This is a genomic window from Chitinophaga sp. 01L420 (genome assembly GCF_056399985.1).
This window is the reverse complement of the sequence record NZ_JBFTSK010000014.1, coordinates 45506-64345: the sequence shown is the minus strand read 5'-3', so window position 1 is coordinate 64345 and position 18840 is coordinate 45506. Positions and strand designations below refer to the sequence as shown.

Annotated in this window: 6 protein-coding genes; 4 read left to right on the top strand and 2 right to left on the bottom strand. The window is 46.6% G+C overall.

The window, feature by feature from the left end; all coding sequences use genetic code 11:
- Positions 1 to 63: 63 nt before the first annotated feature.
- On the bottom strand, positions 64 to 4479 hold the full coding sequence (locus AC1DP6_RS15940) for a PKD domain-containing protein (protein WP_477055712.1): 4416 nt from the start codon (positions 4477 to 4479) through the stop codon (positions 64 to 66).
- Between the two features lie 645 nt (positions 4480 to 5124).
- Positions 5125 to 9189: a hybrid sensor histidine kinase/response regulator transcription factor gene (locus AC1DP6_RS15935; protein ID WP_477055711.1), complete on the bottom strand. Its 4065-nt coding sequence runs from the start codon at positions 9187 to 9189 to the stop codon at positions 5125 to 5127.
- A gap of 192 nt (positions 9190 to 9381) precedes the next feature.
- Between AC1DP6_RS15935 and AC1DP6_RS15930 the strand changes: the two genes are divergently transcribed.
- Genes AC1DP6_RS15930 through AC1DP6_RS15915 form a run of 4 tightly spaced genes read left to right on the top strand, consistent with a single transcriptional unit; the run spans position 9382 to position 18811 of the window.
- On the top strand, positions 9382 to 12534 hold the full coding sequence (locus tag AC1DP6_RS15930; protein ID WP_477055710.1) for a SusC/RagA family TonB-linked outer membrane protein: 3153 nt from the start codon (positions 9382 to 9384) through the stop codon (positions 12532 to 12534).
- Positions 12535 to 12544: 10 nt separating this feature from the next.
- Positions 12545 to 14206: a RagB/SusD family nutrient uptake outer membrane protein gene (locus tag AC1DP6_RS15925; RefSeq protein ID WP_477055709.1), complete on the top strand. Its 1662-nt coding sequence runs from the start codon at positions 12545 to 12547 to the stop codon at positions 14204 to 14206.
- A gap of 30 nt (positions 14207 to 14236) precedes the next feature.
- Complete coding sequence (locus tag AC1DP6_RS15920) at positions 14237 to 17110, top strand: SusC/RagA family TonB-linked outer membrane protein (protein WP_477055708.1); 2874 nt, start codon at positions 14237 to 14239, stop codon at positions 17108 to 17110.
- Positions 17111 to 17131: 21 nt separating this feature from the next.
- Positions 17132 to 18811: a RagB/SusD family nutrient uptake outer membrane protein gene (locus AC1DP6_RS15915; protein ID WP_477055707.1), complete on the top strand. Its 1680-nt coding sequence runs from the start codon at positions 17132 to 17134 to the stop codon at positions 18809 to 18811.
- The last annotated feature ends 29 nt before the right edge of the window (positions 18812 to 18840 follow it).

Here is an 18840-nt window from a genome sequence, read left to right as displayed (position 1 = left end):
TTTTGAAACAACCCTCTTCTATTTTATTCTTTTAAATTTTTCCGGACGATTACTTGCCGGCTACTAGTCTTTAATTATTTTAAAAATTTGAGTATTGCCATCGGTTCCTGTAATTTTCAGGATGTATGCCCCATTTGGCCACTTGTCAGTGTCAACGGCTTTTGTTGATCCCGTATTTGTTTCCCGATAAATAGGCACACCTGCGCTGTTGTAAATGATAATTGTTTTTTCCTTTGTCAATCCTGCAATAGTCAACACATTATGCACAGGGTTAGGATAAACTGATATCTTTTCCCTTGTATTGGAGACAGGAATATTCCGGCCAGCTTCCTGCGTTCCTTGTGTAACTGTCAGCGTGACACTGTTGGAGACGATTTTGGGGCAGGTGCCGCTGATAACATCCAGGCGCCACTGTTGGCCATTTTGGGTGGAGGCATTCACCGTTTTGATCAGGTTTGCTGTTGCTGAACCTGTAACAGCGCCGTCCGACCAGGCACCATCCGCTTCATTGTACCAACCGGTCCCCTTATTGGTTTCCCATTGATAGGTATTGCCTGTACCGGCAACTGTTGCGCTGAAAGTGACAGTACTGCCTATGCTGTCTGTTGTTGAAACAGGTTGTGTGGTGATAGTTGCCCCCGCAACGGTCAGTGTTACGGTGTCGGAAATAACGGCACTACAGAAGCCATTATTAACCAGCATGCGCCATTGGCGGCCATTTTGAGTAGCGCTATTCACTGATTTCACCAGCGTTGGTGTTGTAGAACCTGAAACGTCTCCATCGGGTTTAGCACCGTCGCTTTCATTGACCCAGATGCCGCCCTGGTAGGTTTGCCATTGATAAGTAGCATTTGCGCCTGCTACATTTGCATTGAAGGTAGCGTTGTTACCTATACATACTGTTGCCGACACTGGCTGTGAGGTAATAGCAACGCCGGATACAGTAAGCGTTACAGGATTGGAGAGGATGGAGCCACAAGTAGTATTGGTAACCTGGAGCTGCCATTGCCGGCCATTTTGGGTGGAGCCGTTCACTCCTTTTACCAGGGTGGGTGTTGAAGATCCGGAAACCGTTCCATCGCCCCAGGCACCATCGCCTTCATTGAACCACCCACTGCCATTATTACTCAGCCATTGGTAGGTATTACCTGTTCCCGCCACTGTTGTACTAAACGTGGCATTACTGCCCATACAGGTTTTTGCTGATACGGGTTGTTGGGTGATGGCTATACAGGAAGACGAGATGCTGACGCTGTCGAAAACAGCGGTTGCGAGCGCGGTATTATCGTGATTGGTAAGGGCAAGACCAATCCTTGCGTTTGTGTTCATGACGATGGTGGGAGTATCGACCAGGGTCCAGTTAATTCCGTCTGGGGAAGCGTAAGCAGAGAAGAGGTTACCTGTCCGTATGAGCTTTACCCAATAGGGTGCGGTTACGCCTGATGCCCCTCGTGTGCTGGCCGAGGAGCCATTGGTAGCAGTTCTGCGTTGCACGGTAACTCCGTTACCTGGTGTTACTGCGATGAATGCATTTTTACTGCCGGCTGCTGTGGTTTCCCGGATCATCACACCAGCTTTCGTCCATGCGCTGGAACCCTGAAGGCTTGCGACTTTTGCTGTGATTTGCCCGTTGCCGTTCAGTGTGGTGTCATTGAACCTGAACTGGTCTGAAGCATTCCAGATGTCGCTGCCGGAAGCCTTGACGGTAAAACGATTCATGTTTAACTGGTAGCATGTTGTACCGGCTATTGAGGGGGCCCCGATATCTTCTGATGACCAGCCCGGTGCATTGCTTTCACAGCAACCGGTTGAATCATAGGTGATAAACCCGGAAAGTTTTTGTGTGTCGGTGCCATATTGATCTGTAACGGTTAAGGTGACATCATAATTACCTGACGGCGCACCAAAGTAGTTGACCAGCGGTGTTTCTGAAGTGGAGGTAGATGGAGTACCGCCGGGGAATTGCCAGGAATAGGTGGCCCCGCTGCCTCCGCTGCTCACTACACTGTAATCCCGGAACTGTACCGTCGGATACTGGCAATTCGGCGTTTTTGTACTGGCCGATATTTGAGCCACGGTTGCTGAATGTTCGTACAAATCATGGTCCCAGGCCCCCCGGCTGGTACCGATCAATAATTTACCCTTGTAATAATTGATAAACATATTGCGCACCGAAAGCATCGGTAACCCGGTGCCTAACAGTTGCCAGTCGCTCATACTATTGTTTCTATAGAAAACGCCTGACTTGTTACCCACATAAACGCCACCATTGGTACCACGCTGAAAAACTATTTTTGCAATGGGATATGAACCAAGCGTGGCGGTGGTGAGATTGGTGTAAGTAGCTCCTCCGTCAATCGAATGCAATACCTTGCAGGTGTTTTGTACGCCGGAATAAGTTACCCATATTTCGTTGGCATTCAGATCGCTTACTGCTACATCGCTGATGTTTCTGACGCTGGCGCCAGTCACTGCTGTACCAGGTGTGATCTCCGTCCAGGTAGTACCGCCGTCTGCAGTTTTCCATAAATGATTATTGGAAGGAGAAACAATACAATAAATGCGGTTGGTATCCCTCATACAGATTTTTTCGCTCATCAGCCTGTCGTTGAAAGTATGTACGAGATAGTTGACGGTAAGACCATTGTCGTTACTTCTGAGCAGGGAATTCCGCCAGGTCAGTCTTTCGCCGGTAGGCGTTGACTGATAAGGCTGGGGAAAGTTGCCCGCGGTATGGCTTTCGATTGTATTGAACAGGTTAGGATGATAAGACAGATTATTAAACCAGTCTTCCCTGCCCGGATCCACCTGGCCGGAAACAGAGGTATAGGTACCGATCCCCGTCCTGGTTACATAATAGGCATCATATCCTCTGGAGATCACATGAACGCTGTCGAGCGGGTTGATATCGGTATTCTGTTGATCGGCTCCCAGGAGATGATACCAGCCCCCGTTCGCGGCATAATCACGAACCGTCAGCGGGCCATGATTACAGCCTGCGGCCAGAATATCGGACTTGAAAGAAGCGCCAAAACCCCAGAGCTCAATATTAGATATGCCGGAAGAAACATTAAAAAATGTGGCGCCTTTGTCGGATGACACCACCGTTTCGCCATCGTTTCCTACCATCACATTGCCACTGACAATATGTATCGATCTGATGTCGTAATGCATCTGGTTGGACGCGGTGAAATTTTGCCCGTTGTCCGTTGAATAATGAACATTTTGTTCCCCATATGTGCCATAAACGATATTATTGGAATTATTGATATCCATGGCGATAGCATCGCATCCCTGGTTATTGATCATATTTTTCCGAACAAGTGTAGTCGTTCCCGTGCTTACGTTAGTTTTATATAACTGCATATAAGAATAACCACAGTTTAAAAGGGCAAAAACATCAGACGGCTGATCTGTTGTTGTCGCAATTTTAATGAAGCGCAGGTCCTGCTTTGGAATGTCGGTAGGTATGGTGATACTTGCCAGTGAAGAGAAGCTTCCACCCTGGTTTGTAGATGCGTAGATGGTGGCAGTCTGACTACCTATTGCAGCATCTATACAAAAGACCCGGCTGGTGTCGTTGTTGCTCCATTCCAGGATCCCCCCGGTATTATTGACATAACCATCCACGCTGATGTTATTCGACAAAGATAGAACCGAAGTCCATGTTGTGCCACCATCCGTTGTCCGATACAATGAATTTCCCCAACGCGCAACAACCGCATTGGGATTGGCAGGAGATACCGCGATATCATATCCCTGTGTTGACGAGTAAGCAGATACGGAATTATTAAGCCCGGTTGCTGCCCAGGTATAGCCTCCATCGGTAGACTTGATGACTGCAGACTTTGAAATCGCATAAACAATATTTGTGTTGGCAGCGCAGGGGATAATATCAAAGTAGGGATTGTCTGGCATGTTACCATCTGCCAGGTGCCATGCAACTCCTCCGTTGGATGAAACCCAAAGGCCACCCGTCTGAAAACTGATAAACATTTTTTGTGTATTGGTCGGATCCATCCGAACGCAATAGGAGAAGCCGCCCCTGGTAAAACCATCTTTCAGCGTCTGGTTGCGCGGTCCCGTTATATGCCAGTCTCCGGCTGTAGTGTCTGTAACAGTTGACGTCGGAGGAAGGCCGGGGCGCAGGCTTTGGTAGTTAAAAGCAGGAGGAGCCTGAACTCTTCCTTTGCGATCCAGGTAGTAAATATTGTTCCTGAACCATTCTTCCCCTGTTTCTTTGGGGCCATCTACCAGCGGATGCTGTTCAATGTAACGGTCGAATTTCTTTTTAATGCTGAAATAGTCAGCATTAGGTTTTTGCATTAACTTATACCATTTGGTATTTTTGAATTCCTGGTCATGTTGTTCATTTTCTTCATTTTCTTCGGCTTCCCGACTTGCCTTAACCGTACGTTGTGAATAGGCAAATTGAAATATCCCCAGGCATAGTACTGCAAGAATAAAATTTTTGCTCATAAGATTACAATTCTAATGATTAGGATAACAGATTGAAAGTGATGCTCATGTAATGCGATTCGATATGCTTTCACGCATTGTTAATTGTGCTTCTTTGGGTGTGATTAAATTGTCATAGTAGCAGCTGTGTTAAGTAAGAGATTGTTCACCATTTTAAGTAAGCGATTGTTCACCATTTTTGGCTTTCGTACAAATATTAATCATGAATATGGATACGGTCTATGTTGTGTCTTGGTTGGGAAATCAAGCCTGATAGGCTTTGTCATAGATATCACTGGGTCACCTGGTAATGCATGCAAACGTATTGGATTTCCATTTTGAAAATACTATTTTTTTCTATTATTTTATTTTTTCTATTTTTTTTGATCAGAAGGCTGCGATTATCGGGTTATAAACTATCTACTGCAGGTGGATCGCGTAGATGCAAATAAAACATCAGTATTAGTCAAAATAAAGTTCTTTAACGCACAGTGAATGACATTTCTAAGAAATGTATCCTGTATTTTATCATCGTTCAAAATATTTTTTCCGGATTTGATATTTTCATATGGTACAATTGCAGGTTGGAGGTGTTATATAAAAAATAGCCTGCACAGATATCCATAGCAACGGAGGTTAACAAGAAAACAAAATTGAGGAATCGGTTTAAGAAACATCTTCTTCCCTTTCTTTCATGTCGTTATACCTGCTGGGCGTTTCACCAAATTGTTTTTTGAACTCACGGCTGAAGTATTTGGGGTCGTTGAAACCAACGGTGTAAGCTATTTCGGCTACTGTTAGTTCTCCCTGCAGCAGCAGGCAGGCCGCTTTCTTCAGGCGTAAGGACTTGATAAAGTCATTTACTGACATGCCGGTTACTGCATACATTTTTTTATACAGGATAGGAGGGCTCATTGTTACTTTTTTCGAGAGCATAGTCACGCCAAAATCGGGATGGTCCATATAGGTTTCTACCAATTGCATCACTTTCCCGAGAAATTCTTTGTCTACTGTATTAACACCACTCTCCGCGGCCAATGCGTGGTTATCTATGTTCGTTGGAGGAGAAGAAATGCGGGTGCTGAATTTCTCCCGCATTTTTTCCCTGGATAAAAGCAGATTACGGACATGTAAGGCAAGTATTTTGGTGTCGAATGATTTGGTCAGATATATGTCGGCGCCTGTTTCCAATCCTTTGATATGATCCTGTTGCTCACTTCTGGCTGTTAGTAATATAACCGGAATATGAGATGTCCGTTCATCTGATTTCAACGCGTGGCATAGGGTATACCCGTCCATGCCAGGCATCATAATATCACTGATGATAAGGTCGGGAATATTTGTGGTAGCAGTTTCCCATCCATCGTTCCCGTTGTCACATTCCAGGATATTGTAATGAAAATGCAAGGCTTCACGAACCATCGCCCTGATGCCGGCATTATCTTCTACCAGCAAAATAGTGAAAGACTTATTGTCGGTTTCCTGGTTGTTGGAGACTTCCGGTGATGGGATGTCTGTCAGGAGCGTATCTGGTAATGGGGCCGATGCCGGTAAACCCTCCTGTAATAATGTGTCTGCAGGAAAATGATCTTTTCCCTGCAGCAGTTCCACGGTGAAACAGGTATGACCTTCTCTGTCGCTTTCTGCAGGCTGACTGGTGACTGTGAGTTTTCCTTTGTGCAGGGCTACAATATCTTTGGATAATGCAAGGCCAATACCGTATCCTGTTTGTTGAATACCATGGTCGGCCACCTGGAAGAAATTATCAAAAAGTTTGTCGATGTATTCCGGGGATATTCCACGACCGTTGTCGGTTACACTGATATAGATACGGGTAGATGAAGCAGCGACTTTCAGGATAATCCTCCCTCCCGGAGCCGTAAATTTAAAGGCGTTGGTGAGCAGATTGAAGAGCACTTTCGTCAACTGCTCTTTGTCAAAATAAGCGGGTATGTTATCCGCTGTATGCTCAAACGAGAGGTTGATTTGCCTGAGTACAGACAGCTCCCGGAATGCCAGGTAAATATCCTGCAAAAATGGGATAAGGTCATATGAGGCTACCTGCAAGGACAGATGACCAGTTTCCGCTTTCCTGAAGTCCATTAACTCGTTCACCAGCCTCAATAAACGGTCAGCATTGTTTTTTACATTGCCCAGTTGTTGCCGGCTGAAATCATTTTGCGGGTAGCCAAGCATCGTCTCTACCGGCGCCATGATCAATATCAGGTGAGTGCGTATTTCGTGTGAGATGTTGGTAAAGAAATTCAGTTTTACCTGGTGTAACTGATCTTTCCTGCGTAGGAATGCCCGCATGTAAAAGTAGCGGACAATAAAAAAAGCGATGATGGCGAGCAGGATGATATAAAGGCACCAGGCCCATACCGTTTTCCAGAAGGGGGGAAGTACCCGTATCTGCAGTTGCGCGGGCTGACTCCATACACCATCGTTATTAGCACCTTTAACGGACAATGTATAGGTACCCGGTGGCAGATTGGTATACGTGACTGCGGGGACACTGCTTTCACGCCACGTTTTATCAAAACCTTCCAGTTTATAGGCATATTTATGTTTGCGGGGTTTGATAAAATTCAGCAGCGCAAATTCAATGGTAAACACATCCTGGTGGTGGGAAAAAATCAGTTGGGATGTGAGACTGATTGATTGTTGTAACAGGTGGTCCGGTCCGTTGACCAACACTGAATGATCAGACAGTTTAAGGTCCGTAAATATGATGTCAGAAGGATTGTTGTTGAAGCAGATTTGTTCCGGGAAGAAGCTGGTGAATCCATTCACCCCGCCAAAAAACATTTCCCCGTTGGAGGCTTTATAAAAGGCGCCTTCGTTAAAGGTATTATCAGGCAGTCCATCGCTGACGGTAAAGGTTCTGAATTTATGTTCCCTGGTGTCAAACCTAGCCAACCCATTGTTGGTGCTAATCCATAGATTATTCTGATTGTCTTCCAGTATGCCGGCAACATTGTTATTCGGTAATCCCTGTTGTTCGGTATATAGTGTTACTGCCTGTGTTACCGGATGATAAGCAGCTAACCCTGCATGATTAAGCCCCATCCATATAACACCGTCGGCGCTTTGCTGAATACAGTTGATGTCGGCATTTTCCAGCACTGTATTAGTTACGCCCGGAGCTGGCACAAAGGCCTGGCTGCCAGGAGAAAATAAGTAAAGGCCTTTCTGTGTTGCCGCCCATATCTGTTTGTTGAACGACTGGAAAAGGCGGACGGTAGATCCGGTGGAAATATTTCCAACCGGGATATTAATGGGGTTGGTCAGGGTGGTGCCATTTTTCCGGAATAACGTAAGCCCTTTCAGGGTGCTCCATACCCAAAGTCTTGCCTCCTCATCTTCCAGTACAGACGATACTTCTGCACGTAGAGAGGATGCCTCATTATTACGGGCACAGAGGTACTGCCTGAACTGCCTGCGTATAGGATCAAAAACATTCAATCCGCCGCCATGGGTACCTGTCCAGATAAGACCCTGTTTGTCAGTATAAACAGTTTTTACGAGATTGGAACCCAGGGTGCTGGTATCCGCAGGGTTGTTCTGGTAAATGCAGAAGTGCCTGGTATCGGGGTTGTAACAGTTTAGCCCTCCGCCATCAGTTCCTATCCATAGCTGATGCTGGTTATCCATTGTGAAAGTGCTGATAATATTACTGTTCAGGCCATTGGCATCGCCCTGCCAGCACCGGAAGTAGGGAAGGTGCTGATGTGCTATGTTGGCGGCGCCGTAATAAGTACCTACCCAGATACTGCCCCGCTTATCTTCAAAGATGCTGTAAACGGAATTCTGACTGAGGCTTTCTTTCTTGCCGGGATCATGCTGGCAGGCCAGGAACTGCCGGCTGCCGGGTGTCAGTATGTTCAGTCCATCCTGTGTACCGATCCACAATTTGCCATCCTTGTCAAAGTGCAGTTGCCGGATATTATTATGAAGCAGCCCTTCTCTACCGGTGTGGGTAAAGCTGGTAAACGTGGTGTTGGATGGATCAAAATGCAACAGCCCACCATTTTGCGTGCCGATCCAGATATGATGTTCTCTGTCCTCCGTGATAGCCGTAATATAAAGATGCTGGAGTTGGTGAATCCGTAGTTGTTTGTTTTTGTCGAGATACACCAGTCCTTTAGATGTGCCTATCCAGTATCCTCCGTTGTTGTCTGCGTACATACAGGTGACGTTATTGTTGCCTACGGCTGGCATCGTAAAGGCTTTCAATGTCTTTTCATGGGGTGGTAGCATGAAGAGGCCTCTCCCTGTTCCCACMCAGATGGTACCATCCCGGCCTTCATAAAGGGAATAGATAAATATGCGGCTACTATCGCCTGTAAGGCCAGCTAAAGGCACCCTTTCAAAGCAGTCTTTTTTGGGGATATACCGATTGAGCCGATTGCTGGTACCTACCCAAAGGTTTTTACGGGAATCACTGAGCAAGACGGTGATACGGTTGTCGGAGAGGCTGGTACTATCGGTGCTGTTGTAAGCATAGGATTTAATGTGGTAGCCATCATACCTGTTTAACTGGTTAATAGTACCCAGCCAGATGAATCCCTGGCTATCCTGGGTAATGGCCGTCACAGATATGTCTGACAGTCCACTCTCAACGCTAAGATGACTGAATGAAAATGCCTGGCTATTTCCTTCAAAATAAGCCAATAAACATAGTAAGAGGATAAACGAGGCTGTGGTTAGCCTGTTAAAAAATGTACTCATTGTTCACCGCGAAATTAGAGAAGACTATAATAGTCTAACCGAAAGTTAGGGAATTCTATTACATCGGGAGAATTTTTCTTATTGATAAATAATGAGTTATGACATCGTTTATGATATTCTCCCAAATCATTTAAGATTTTCCTCCTGGTTGCTTAGCCCGTAACTAATATTTACAGGAAAGTAATCCACAATATGATAAAACTATACAACCAAAATTTACATGTTGCTGTTTGGTGGCGACTGGGGCTTGCCAGTTGTCTGAAAAAAACATTTTTATTATTATCGACTATGGCCCTTTCATCCATTGTTGTTATAGCCCAACAGGATGTTATTATACGGGGAGAAGTGAAGGATGCGGGTACCCAGGCACCTATTCCGGGAGCTTCTGTTGCTGTAAAAGGAAAAGGTCAGGGAGTAGCAACTGATGCAAATGGTTTCTTTTCCCTCAAGGCACCATCTGGCAGCAGACTGGTTTTTACGTCTATCGGCTACGGCACCAAAGAAATGGTATGGTCAGCCGGTCGGGTGTCAGTATCTCTGACAGCGGTCAATGCTGAAATCGGGGAGGTGATTGTGATTGGTTACGGTCAGAAGAAAAAGGCTACCAACGTAGGGGCCTTGTCTACCGTTACGGCCAAAGAGCTGAAACAAAGCCCGGTAGCGAATATGAGCAACGCCCTTGCCGGACGGTTGCCGGGCCTGGTATCACAGCAACGCGGGGGAGAGCCGGGGCGTGATGATGCCACGCTGTTGATAAGAGGTATTACCACACTCAGCACCGCGAGTGCAGGCCCATTGGTGCTGGTAGATGGTGTGGAGAGACCTTTCAGCCAGATTGACTTTAACGAAGTAGAATCTGTTTCTATTCTGAAAGACGCATCGGCCACAGCTGTCTTCGGGGTGAGAGGCGCTAATGGCGTGATTCTGGTCACTACCCGGCGGGGAAAATCGGGTAAAGCCAGTATCTCTCTGTCGGCCAACTATGGCCTGCAAAAAGCTACGAGGTTGCCTAAGTTTCTGGGCTCTTACGACTATGCAATGCTAAGAAATGAAGCGGTGCTCAACGACAACCCCAACGCTGTAGTTCCTTTTTCTCAGCAACAGTTGGATGGGTTTAAAAATAAGAAGGACCCATACCTGTATCCGGATGTTGATTACGTAAAGGAATTTATCAAGGATTACACCCCGCAAAGTAATGTGAATGTGAATATCAGCGGTGGAGGCGAAGTGGCCCGCTATTTTGTGTCCGGCAGTTATATGGACCAGGAAGGAATATACAAGCATACCAAAGGAGATTTTTTTGACGCCAGCTCCCGTTTTCAACGATTTAATTTTCGTTCCAATATAGATATTAATGCTACACCCACTACAACGTTGTCCGTGAATATGGCGGCGCTTGGCAGTATTAAAAACAGCCCTTATGCTGGCGGCGGAGGTTCGGGCAGTGCAGGAGATATCTTCAGTGGTATCATGCGCACACCACCTACTGAAATGCCCCTGCTGAATCCTGATGGTACCTATGGTGCCAGCAACCGTCCGGCGAGGATACAGCGGAATATTCTGGCAGATTTACAGGAAAGAGGCGTGTCCCGGGAATATAACAATACGGTGGAAATGAGCCTCATCGCAGAACAAAAACTGGATTTCTTCCTGAAAGGATTAGTGGCGAAAGTCAATATGTCTTTCAACGGCTATTATACACAGTTTAATGACACGTATCGCGGTAACGGTGGCGATATTGCTTCCGCCTACCGGAGGTACAGTGTAGATGGCGTAGACAGTGCTGGTCACTATATCTATACCCAGCGTACTGGTGCTTATAGTCCACTTATCACTACTGCAAATTCCTATGCCAATGCGAGCAACCGGAACTTCTACCTGGAAGGTTCTCTTTTCTGGCAAGGCAAGAAAAATAAACATGATGTAACGGCCTTGTTGTTGTATAACCAGAGTCGTAAAACCAGCAATGTCAGCACACTCGACTGGCCTTTTTCGAGGATGGGCTTTGTAGGCCGTGTTACCTATTCCTACAACGATAAATACCTGGCAGAAATAAACGCCGGATACAACGGTTCTGAAAATTTCCAGAAAGGACAACGTTTTGGATTCTTCCCTTCTGTTTCTGCCGGATGGGTGATTTCTGAAGAAGCATTTCTGAAAGGAAACCAGGTGGTCTCTTACCTTAAGCTGCGGGCTTCTGCAGGCCAGGTGGGCAACGATGTTATCGATGGCCGCCGCTTCCTGTTTATGAATAATCCGTATAGTTCCGGTACCGGCTATTCCTTTGGCCTTTCACAAGGTACATCTATCAGTGGCCTCGTAGAAGGGGCACTGCCTACTGTGAATGCTACGTGGGAAAGAGAAACCAGTTACAATGGTGGACTTGAAATGAATCTGTTCGGAAAAAAACTGGGGCTGGTAGCGGATGTGTTTTATAAGAAGCGTAAAGATATCCTTACCCAACCAGCCACCACGCCGGTGGTTACCGGTGTCACCCTGCCGGTGATGAACCTGGGGGTAGTGGAAAACAGGGGTTTTGAAATAGAACTGAACACCACTCATAAAATAGGGAAAGCCACCGTATGGGCAAAAGGTAATTTCTCATTCGCGAGAAATAAAATATTGTTCCGGGATGAACCGGTACCACGCTACGAATGGATGGCCGCCACCGGCAGAAGCGTAGGACAAAACTGGGGATATCTTACCGATGGCTTTTTCAACAGCCAGGACGAAATAGACAAACGTACCGTGATCGCTAATTTCGGCGGTCGTTTGCAACCAGGCGATTTTAAATATAAAGACATCAATGGCGATGGCGTCATCAATACCTATGACCAGGTGCCGATTGGTAAACCGGTGTACCCGGAAATCATGTATGGCTTTAGCGCCGGTTTCAACATTGGACAGTTTGATGCCAGTATAATGTTTCAGGGAGCAGGTAACACATCGATGCTCGTTGGACAGGAAGCTGCCTTTGAGTTTTTTAACGCAGGCAAAGCGTTGGAGCAACATCTTGGCAGATGGACGCCACAAACAGCTGCCACCGCCACCTACCCAAGGCTTTCCAGTGATCCGACAGGTAACGACAACAACTATCAGAACTCCGATTTTTGGTTAAGGAATGCCAGTTATCTCCGGCTGAAAAATGCGGAGATAGGCTATAGCCTGCCCAACAGGTTACTCAAACGTTTACACCTCACCAATGGCCGATGGTACTTAAACGGTCAGAATCTCTTTACCTGGTGCAGGGGTATTACCTATCTCGATCCCGAGAACAGGCAAAGCCGCGGATGGTATTATCCTCAGGGCGTTGTGTACAATACCGGTTTCTCTGTTACCTTCTAAACTGATCATCATGAAAAACAAGATATTTCTATTCATCATCATCGGCGTGCTAATGGCAGGATGCACCAGGGATTTCCTGGCAGCGCCTCCCAATAATGTGAACGTTACCGATTCCACTGTGTTCAGTGATGAGATAAAAACGAGGCAGTTCCTGGCTAATACTTATTCAGGCCTTCCGGGCAACGGTACCAATAAAAACAACGGACAGTTGGCGGATGGCTGTTTTGAGTCGGAGCAGGGGATACAATGGTCGCCTTTCCAGGTGTATAATAAGGGTGGCTATAACCCGGGTGTTAACAACATAGACAATGCCTATGGTACCTATTATAGCATGATACGCAAAGCGAACCTGTTCATCCGCAATGAACGCTATATGACGTTCAATCCGCAGAGCGTGGCATATTTTAAAGGAGAGAACCGCTTCCTGCGCGCCTTCGCGTACTTTGAGCTGTTAAAGCGTTATGGTGGTGTGCCCCTGATAGACAATGTCAGCATTTTCAGCTCAACGGATATCGATCCCGCTTTCCGCGATAATCTGGAGCGCAATAGTTTTGCGGCGACTGTTCAGTTTATTGTCAACGATCTGGATTATGCAGCAAGCCGGCTTCCCTGGATATGGCCTAATGCCAACAATGATTTCGGACGTGCTACCAAATCGGTTTGCATGGCTATGAAATCCAGGTTACTGCTGTATGTGGCCAGCCCATTGTTTAATACAAACGTATCTTATTTGTCTGATGCCAACTGTCCCGATTCATTGGTAAGATATCCTAACTATGATGCAAGTCGATGGAAACTGGCGATGGATGCAGCTAAGGCCTTCCTGGATTCAAACCAGGCCAATACACTGAAGTATGCCTTGTATAATGGTGCTGCCGCCAATAGTTATGGCGACCTGTTCATCAACGTAAAAGGTAATACTGCCAACAAAGAAGTGATCTTTTCCCATCCGTCTGGCCTCAGCACTAATCTGTCTAATCCCACGCTCAGCCTGGTAGACATGTACGACATGACCAACGGAAAAGAAATCACGGACCCTGCTTCAGGATATGATCCGCAGGACCCTTACACCGGCCGTGATCCGCGCCTGAAACAAACGATCCTCACCAACGGAGCACCCTGGGACGGTACCCCGTTTGAAGTGTTTATAGGGGGGAAAGATTATAATGGCGATCGTACCATCACGTTTATGCTGCAGAAAAAATATATGGGCATCAACGGCCCTTCTCAAAATAATGCCCGCTGGATATTTTACCGGCTGGCAGAAATTTATCTCAACTATGCCGAAGCACAGAACGAATATGAGAATGGCCCCAGCGCAGCATCCTACAGCTATATCAATGAAATCCGCGCCCGTGCCGGTGTGAACATGCCGCCTTTGCCGCCGGGACTCAGCAAAGCTGATTTTGCTGCCCGCGTGAAAAAAGAACGGATGCYGGAACTGGCATTTGAAGAACACAACATCTTTGATGTGAGGCGCTGGATGATGGCAGAAACAAAAGAAAGCGGCAAGTTCGAAGGATTTAAGATCACGAAAACAGGTACGGCATTTAAATATGAACGTAGTGTTTTTGAAAACAGGACTTTTTCAAAACGTTTTTATCTTTTCCCACTGCCGGAAGCAGAAATATTTAAATCTCCCAAACTCAAACAAAACCCCGGCTGGTACTAATATTCTGACCTGTTAAAACGCATTAGAGATATGTATTTACTAAAAAAAGTAATGACGCTGATAAGTTGTAGCATGGTGTTACATGCTGCGGCACAGCAGCCGGACAGTACTATAACAGACAGTACTAGAATAAAAAATTGCTGTATCCAAACCAAAATCACAACTAAACCATGGCAAGGTGTCTCGACCTTACCCTGGTTGACACAGGACAAACTATTTACCACCRCAGCCGTTTCTACGGTAAGCGGAAGTCTTTTGGCTAAAAATCCTGAGACTAATTCCTCCAATGCATTGGGAGGTTTGCTGGCAGGATTGATATCCCGCCAAAACAGCAGTGAACCCGGCTCCGATGACGCCACGCTGAATATCAGGGGCTTCAGTTCTTATAATGCATTATCACCAAAAATTTACGTGGATGGTATAGAAAGAAACCTCGCCTCAATAGATCCGCTGGAGCTGGAAAGTGTGACGATCCTGAAAGACAATGCTGCCAACGGTACCTTCGGCATCAGGGGCTCCGGTCGTTCTGTGATGGCCACCACCCGCCGGGGAGTAGCCAATACTAACGAGATCACTTTTACTGCACAGCAGGGAATACAATACCGTGGCGCCGCACCGGAGATGCTTGGTGCGCAGCAATATATGCAACTGTATAATGAAGCGGCTGCCAATGATGGACTGCCTGCCAAGTACAGCCCTGCGCAGATCGCGGCTTACAACGATCCCCAGCGGAACCGGCTCCTATACCCTGATGTGAACTGGTATGATGAATTGGTGAAAAAAAGTACAACGCAGTCGCGGTACAATCTTTCTCTCAGCGGCGGCAATGCCAACTTTCGATATTTCGCTCTGCTGGGATATCTGCACCAGGGAGGTATTTTTAACTATGGAGATGTGAATCAGAAAGATTTTAATTTCCGTAATAACACCGATTTCAAAAGATATAATTTTCGCACTAATCTGGATCTGCAGGTTACCAAAAGGCTGACCGCCTCTCTGGATCTCTCCGGAAGAGCGGAAGACCGCAACTATCCCGGCACGGCTGTTCCAACGATCTTTAATAGTATCTCCACTTACCCGGCACAGGAGTTTCCTATGTTGTACCCGGATGGTAAGATAGGGGGCAATACACAGTTCCTCAGCAATCCTTACGGCCTGCTTACCGCCACCGGTTATAATACTGAGTTCAGAAGAACTTTCCTCGGGACCGCCCGGCTGAAACAAGAGCTGGACATGATTACACCCGGACTTTCCATCAGTGCCGCCTTCGCATTTGATAATTATTTTTTTGTCAACGGAGGACGGACTAAAACTTTTGCTGTATACGCACAAGAACCAGACAGCAGCTTCAGCGCCTTTGGCGTGGACGGACTGCTCAACGCACGTGGCAGGTCTAATGACCAGGACAGGCAAACTACTTTTTATACCAACCTGGCCTATGAAAGAACATTTGGAAAACATATGGTGAATGGTTTTATCAACTATAACCAGAGCTATGAAAATGCAGGCGGCTTTGATTTTCCTTATGCATCACAGGGCATCGCTTCCCGCCTGACGTATATCTTCAATAAAAAGTATGTAGCAGAATTTAACGGGTCATATAGTGGCTCGGAAAATCTGCCGCCGGGAAAACGCTTTGGATTTTTTCCCAGCTTTTCTGCCGCATGGATCGTTTCTGCAGAAAATTTCATGCAGGAACAACATGTAATTGATTTTCTGAAACTGCGTGCTTCCTATGGCTATACAGGCAATGCGGAAATCACCGGTAGTGGCACCCGCCGTTTTCTCTACCAGGATTATTTTGAAACGGGCAATAGTTACACGTTCGGCTCCGGAGCCAACACCCTTACGGGAAGGAGACAGAGCCGGCTGGCCAATCCAGATGTAACCTGGGAGACGCTGCGGACGCTCAATGCAGGACTAGACCTGTATTTCCTGCGGGAACATTTTAATGTGTCAGTAGATGTTTTCAAAGAAAAAAGAACAAACATTCTCACTGACCCAAATTTGTCTTCCACCATTGGTATTACGCTGGCCCCGGTGAATGCAGGTATTATAGAAAACAAAGGAATCGACTGGGAACTGGGATATAAGCTGGAGAAAAGCAAGTGGGGCTTCCAGGTGTCCTTCCTGGGATCTTACAACGAAAACAAGCTGATTTATAATAACGAAGTATACCGCGCTTATGATTACCAGAAACGGACCGGCCGAATGACAGGAGCAATATTCGGTCTGCAACAGGAAGGGTTTTATACCGCAAAGGAAGTCGGCATAATAAATAGTGAAATGGGTAGCGCACCTGCACAGAAGTCTATTCCGCAGCCAACGTTCGGGGCAGTGAAAGCCGGTGATATGAAATATAAAGATCAAAACGGCGATAACCTGATAGATACTTATGATGACGTATACCTGGGCACGGGGTTACCTAAACTCTACTATGGCATCAGGGCAGGCATTCATTACGGTGCATTTGACATGACGCTGCTTTTCCAGGGTGCCGGCGGTAATATCATAGATCTGCGCAACGTAACAACCACTGGTTTCCAGGGTGGTAGCCGCCCGTCTACGTATGTGCTTGACCGTTGGACACCGGCAACAGCCGAAACAGCAGGTTACCCACGTTTGTCTGTAGTCAGCAATGCACTGAACTATCGGAGTGCGGATTTCTGGATTGCCAAAGGTGACTATATCAAATTGAAGAATGCGGAAATAGGTTTTACTACGCCAGTACGGTACCAGGGACGGCTAATTATAAAGAAGATGCGGGTATTTGCAAATGCCTCCAACTTGTTTACCTGGAGCAAGCTGCCGGTGAAATGGATGGACCCTGAAATGAGCGCGGCTGGTATCGGTAGTTACCCGAGGATGAAAATGGTAAATACCGGTGTGCAATTTACTTTTTAATCACTTTAAGACAACTGTGAAATGAAACATACATGGATTATTTTGGCTGGCATCGCATTATTGGGTAATTCCTGCAGAAAGAATATCCTGGAGGCGCCACCGGATATTGTTGTATCTGAAGACCTGATCTTCAAAGAAATCACTTATACCACGGAGTTCGTAACAGATATTTATGGGAGCGGAGTAATGCCTTACGGATTTAATACTACCTCGAGCAGTACTTTCATCGAGTGCGCTTCGGATGATGCAAAACATGTGAGCCTGTCGGCAGACATTCAGCGGTTTGGTACCGGCGCGTGGACGCCGGACCAAAACCCTGATGATGTGTGGACAAAATATTATGGAGGTATCGGCAAGTGCAACAAGTTCTTCGAAAAGATAGAGGACGTGCCGGTCACAGATCATGGTGCAAAAATCATTATCAATAGCATCACGGCAGAAGAACAGAAGCAGCGGCTGAAAGGAGAGGTGTATTTTCTGCGCGCCTGGTTTTATGCAGAACTGATCAAACGTTATGGCGGTGTGCCATTACAGCGTAAAAGTTATCGTATTGGCGATGCGGCCAATGTAGCCCGTTCATCCTATACCGACTGTATCAAATTTATACTGACGGATTGTGATAGTGCGCTTAACAGGCTGCCGGCAGACTACAGCGCCAGCCAGGTACAGAATTATTTTGGCCGCGCCACCAAATGGGCTGCACAGGCATTAAAGGTACGGGTGCTGTTGTATGCGGCCAGTACACTGAATAATCCGGGTAATGAAGCTAAAAAATGGCAGGATGCTATGGAGGCGGCTACCCCTTTTGTAGATGGTACGGCGCCTTTCACGTTAACGGATATACGGGGAGATATGGCCAATTACGAAGCCAACTTCAGAGGTAATGCCTTTAGCAATAAAGAAATGATATGGGTAGGAGTGGAAACCAGTTCCAACCAGTTGGAGTTTAAAAATTACCCGGTAGGTTTCGATAAAGGCAATGGTGGCGTATCGCCTTCTCAAAACCTGGTAGATGCCTATGAAATGAAGACCAGCGGCAAACCTATTACAGACGCTGGTTCCGGTTATGATCCCACTCAGCCTTATAATGACCGTGATCCGCGACTGGATGCTACCGTACTGCGCCATGGCGTAACATATAAGGGGCGGGCGCTGGAAATGAATGTTGGTGGAAAAGATGGTCCTGATAAAACAAATGGCACAGTAACCGGTTATTATCTTAAGAAGTTCCTGGATCCGGCGCTGGACCTCAATACCGGCAATACCGCCCGCCACTTCTGGATATTTTTCAGGCTGCCGGAAATGTTGCTTTCCTATGCGGAAGCGAGAAATGAGTTGCTGGGCCCTGATGACAAAGTATACAACGCTGTGAATATGATCCGTAAACGTGTAGGCATGCCCGAAACACCTGCCGGCTTATCCAAAGACCAGATGAGGGAACGTATCCGCAACGAGAGACGTGTGGAGCTGGCATTTGAAGGACACCGCTGGTGGGATGTGAGAAGGTGGAAGATAGGAGAAGCAACGCTGGGCAGTCCTTTGCGGGGTGTGCAGGTGCAGTCGGGTACTCCTGTGAAGTATACTTTTTTTACTGTAGAGAACCGGGTATTTCAACCGAAAATGTATCTGTACCCTATTCCTCAGTATGAGATCAATGTCAATACTGCCATCGGCCGGCAAGGACAGAACCCGGGTTGGTGAGTGTTAAGAAGATGAAGGCATTTGTGGAT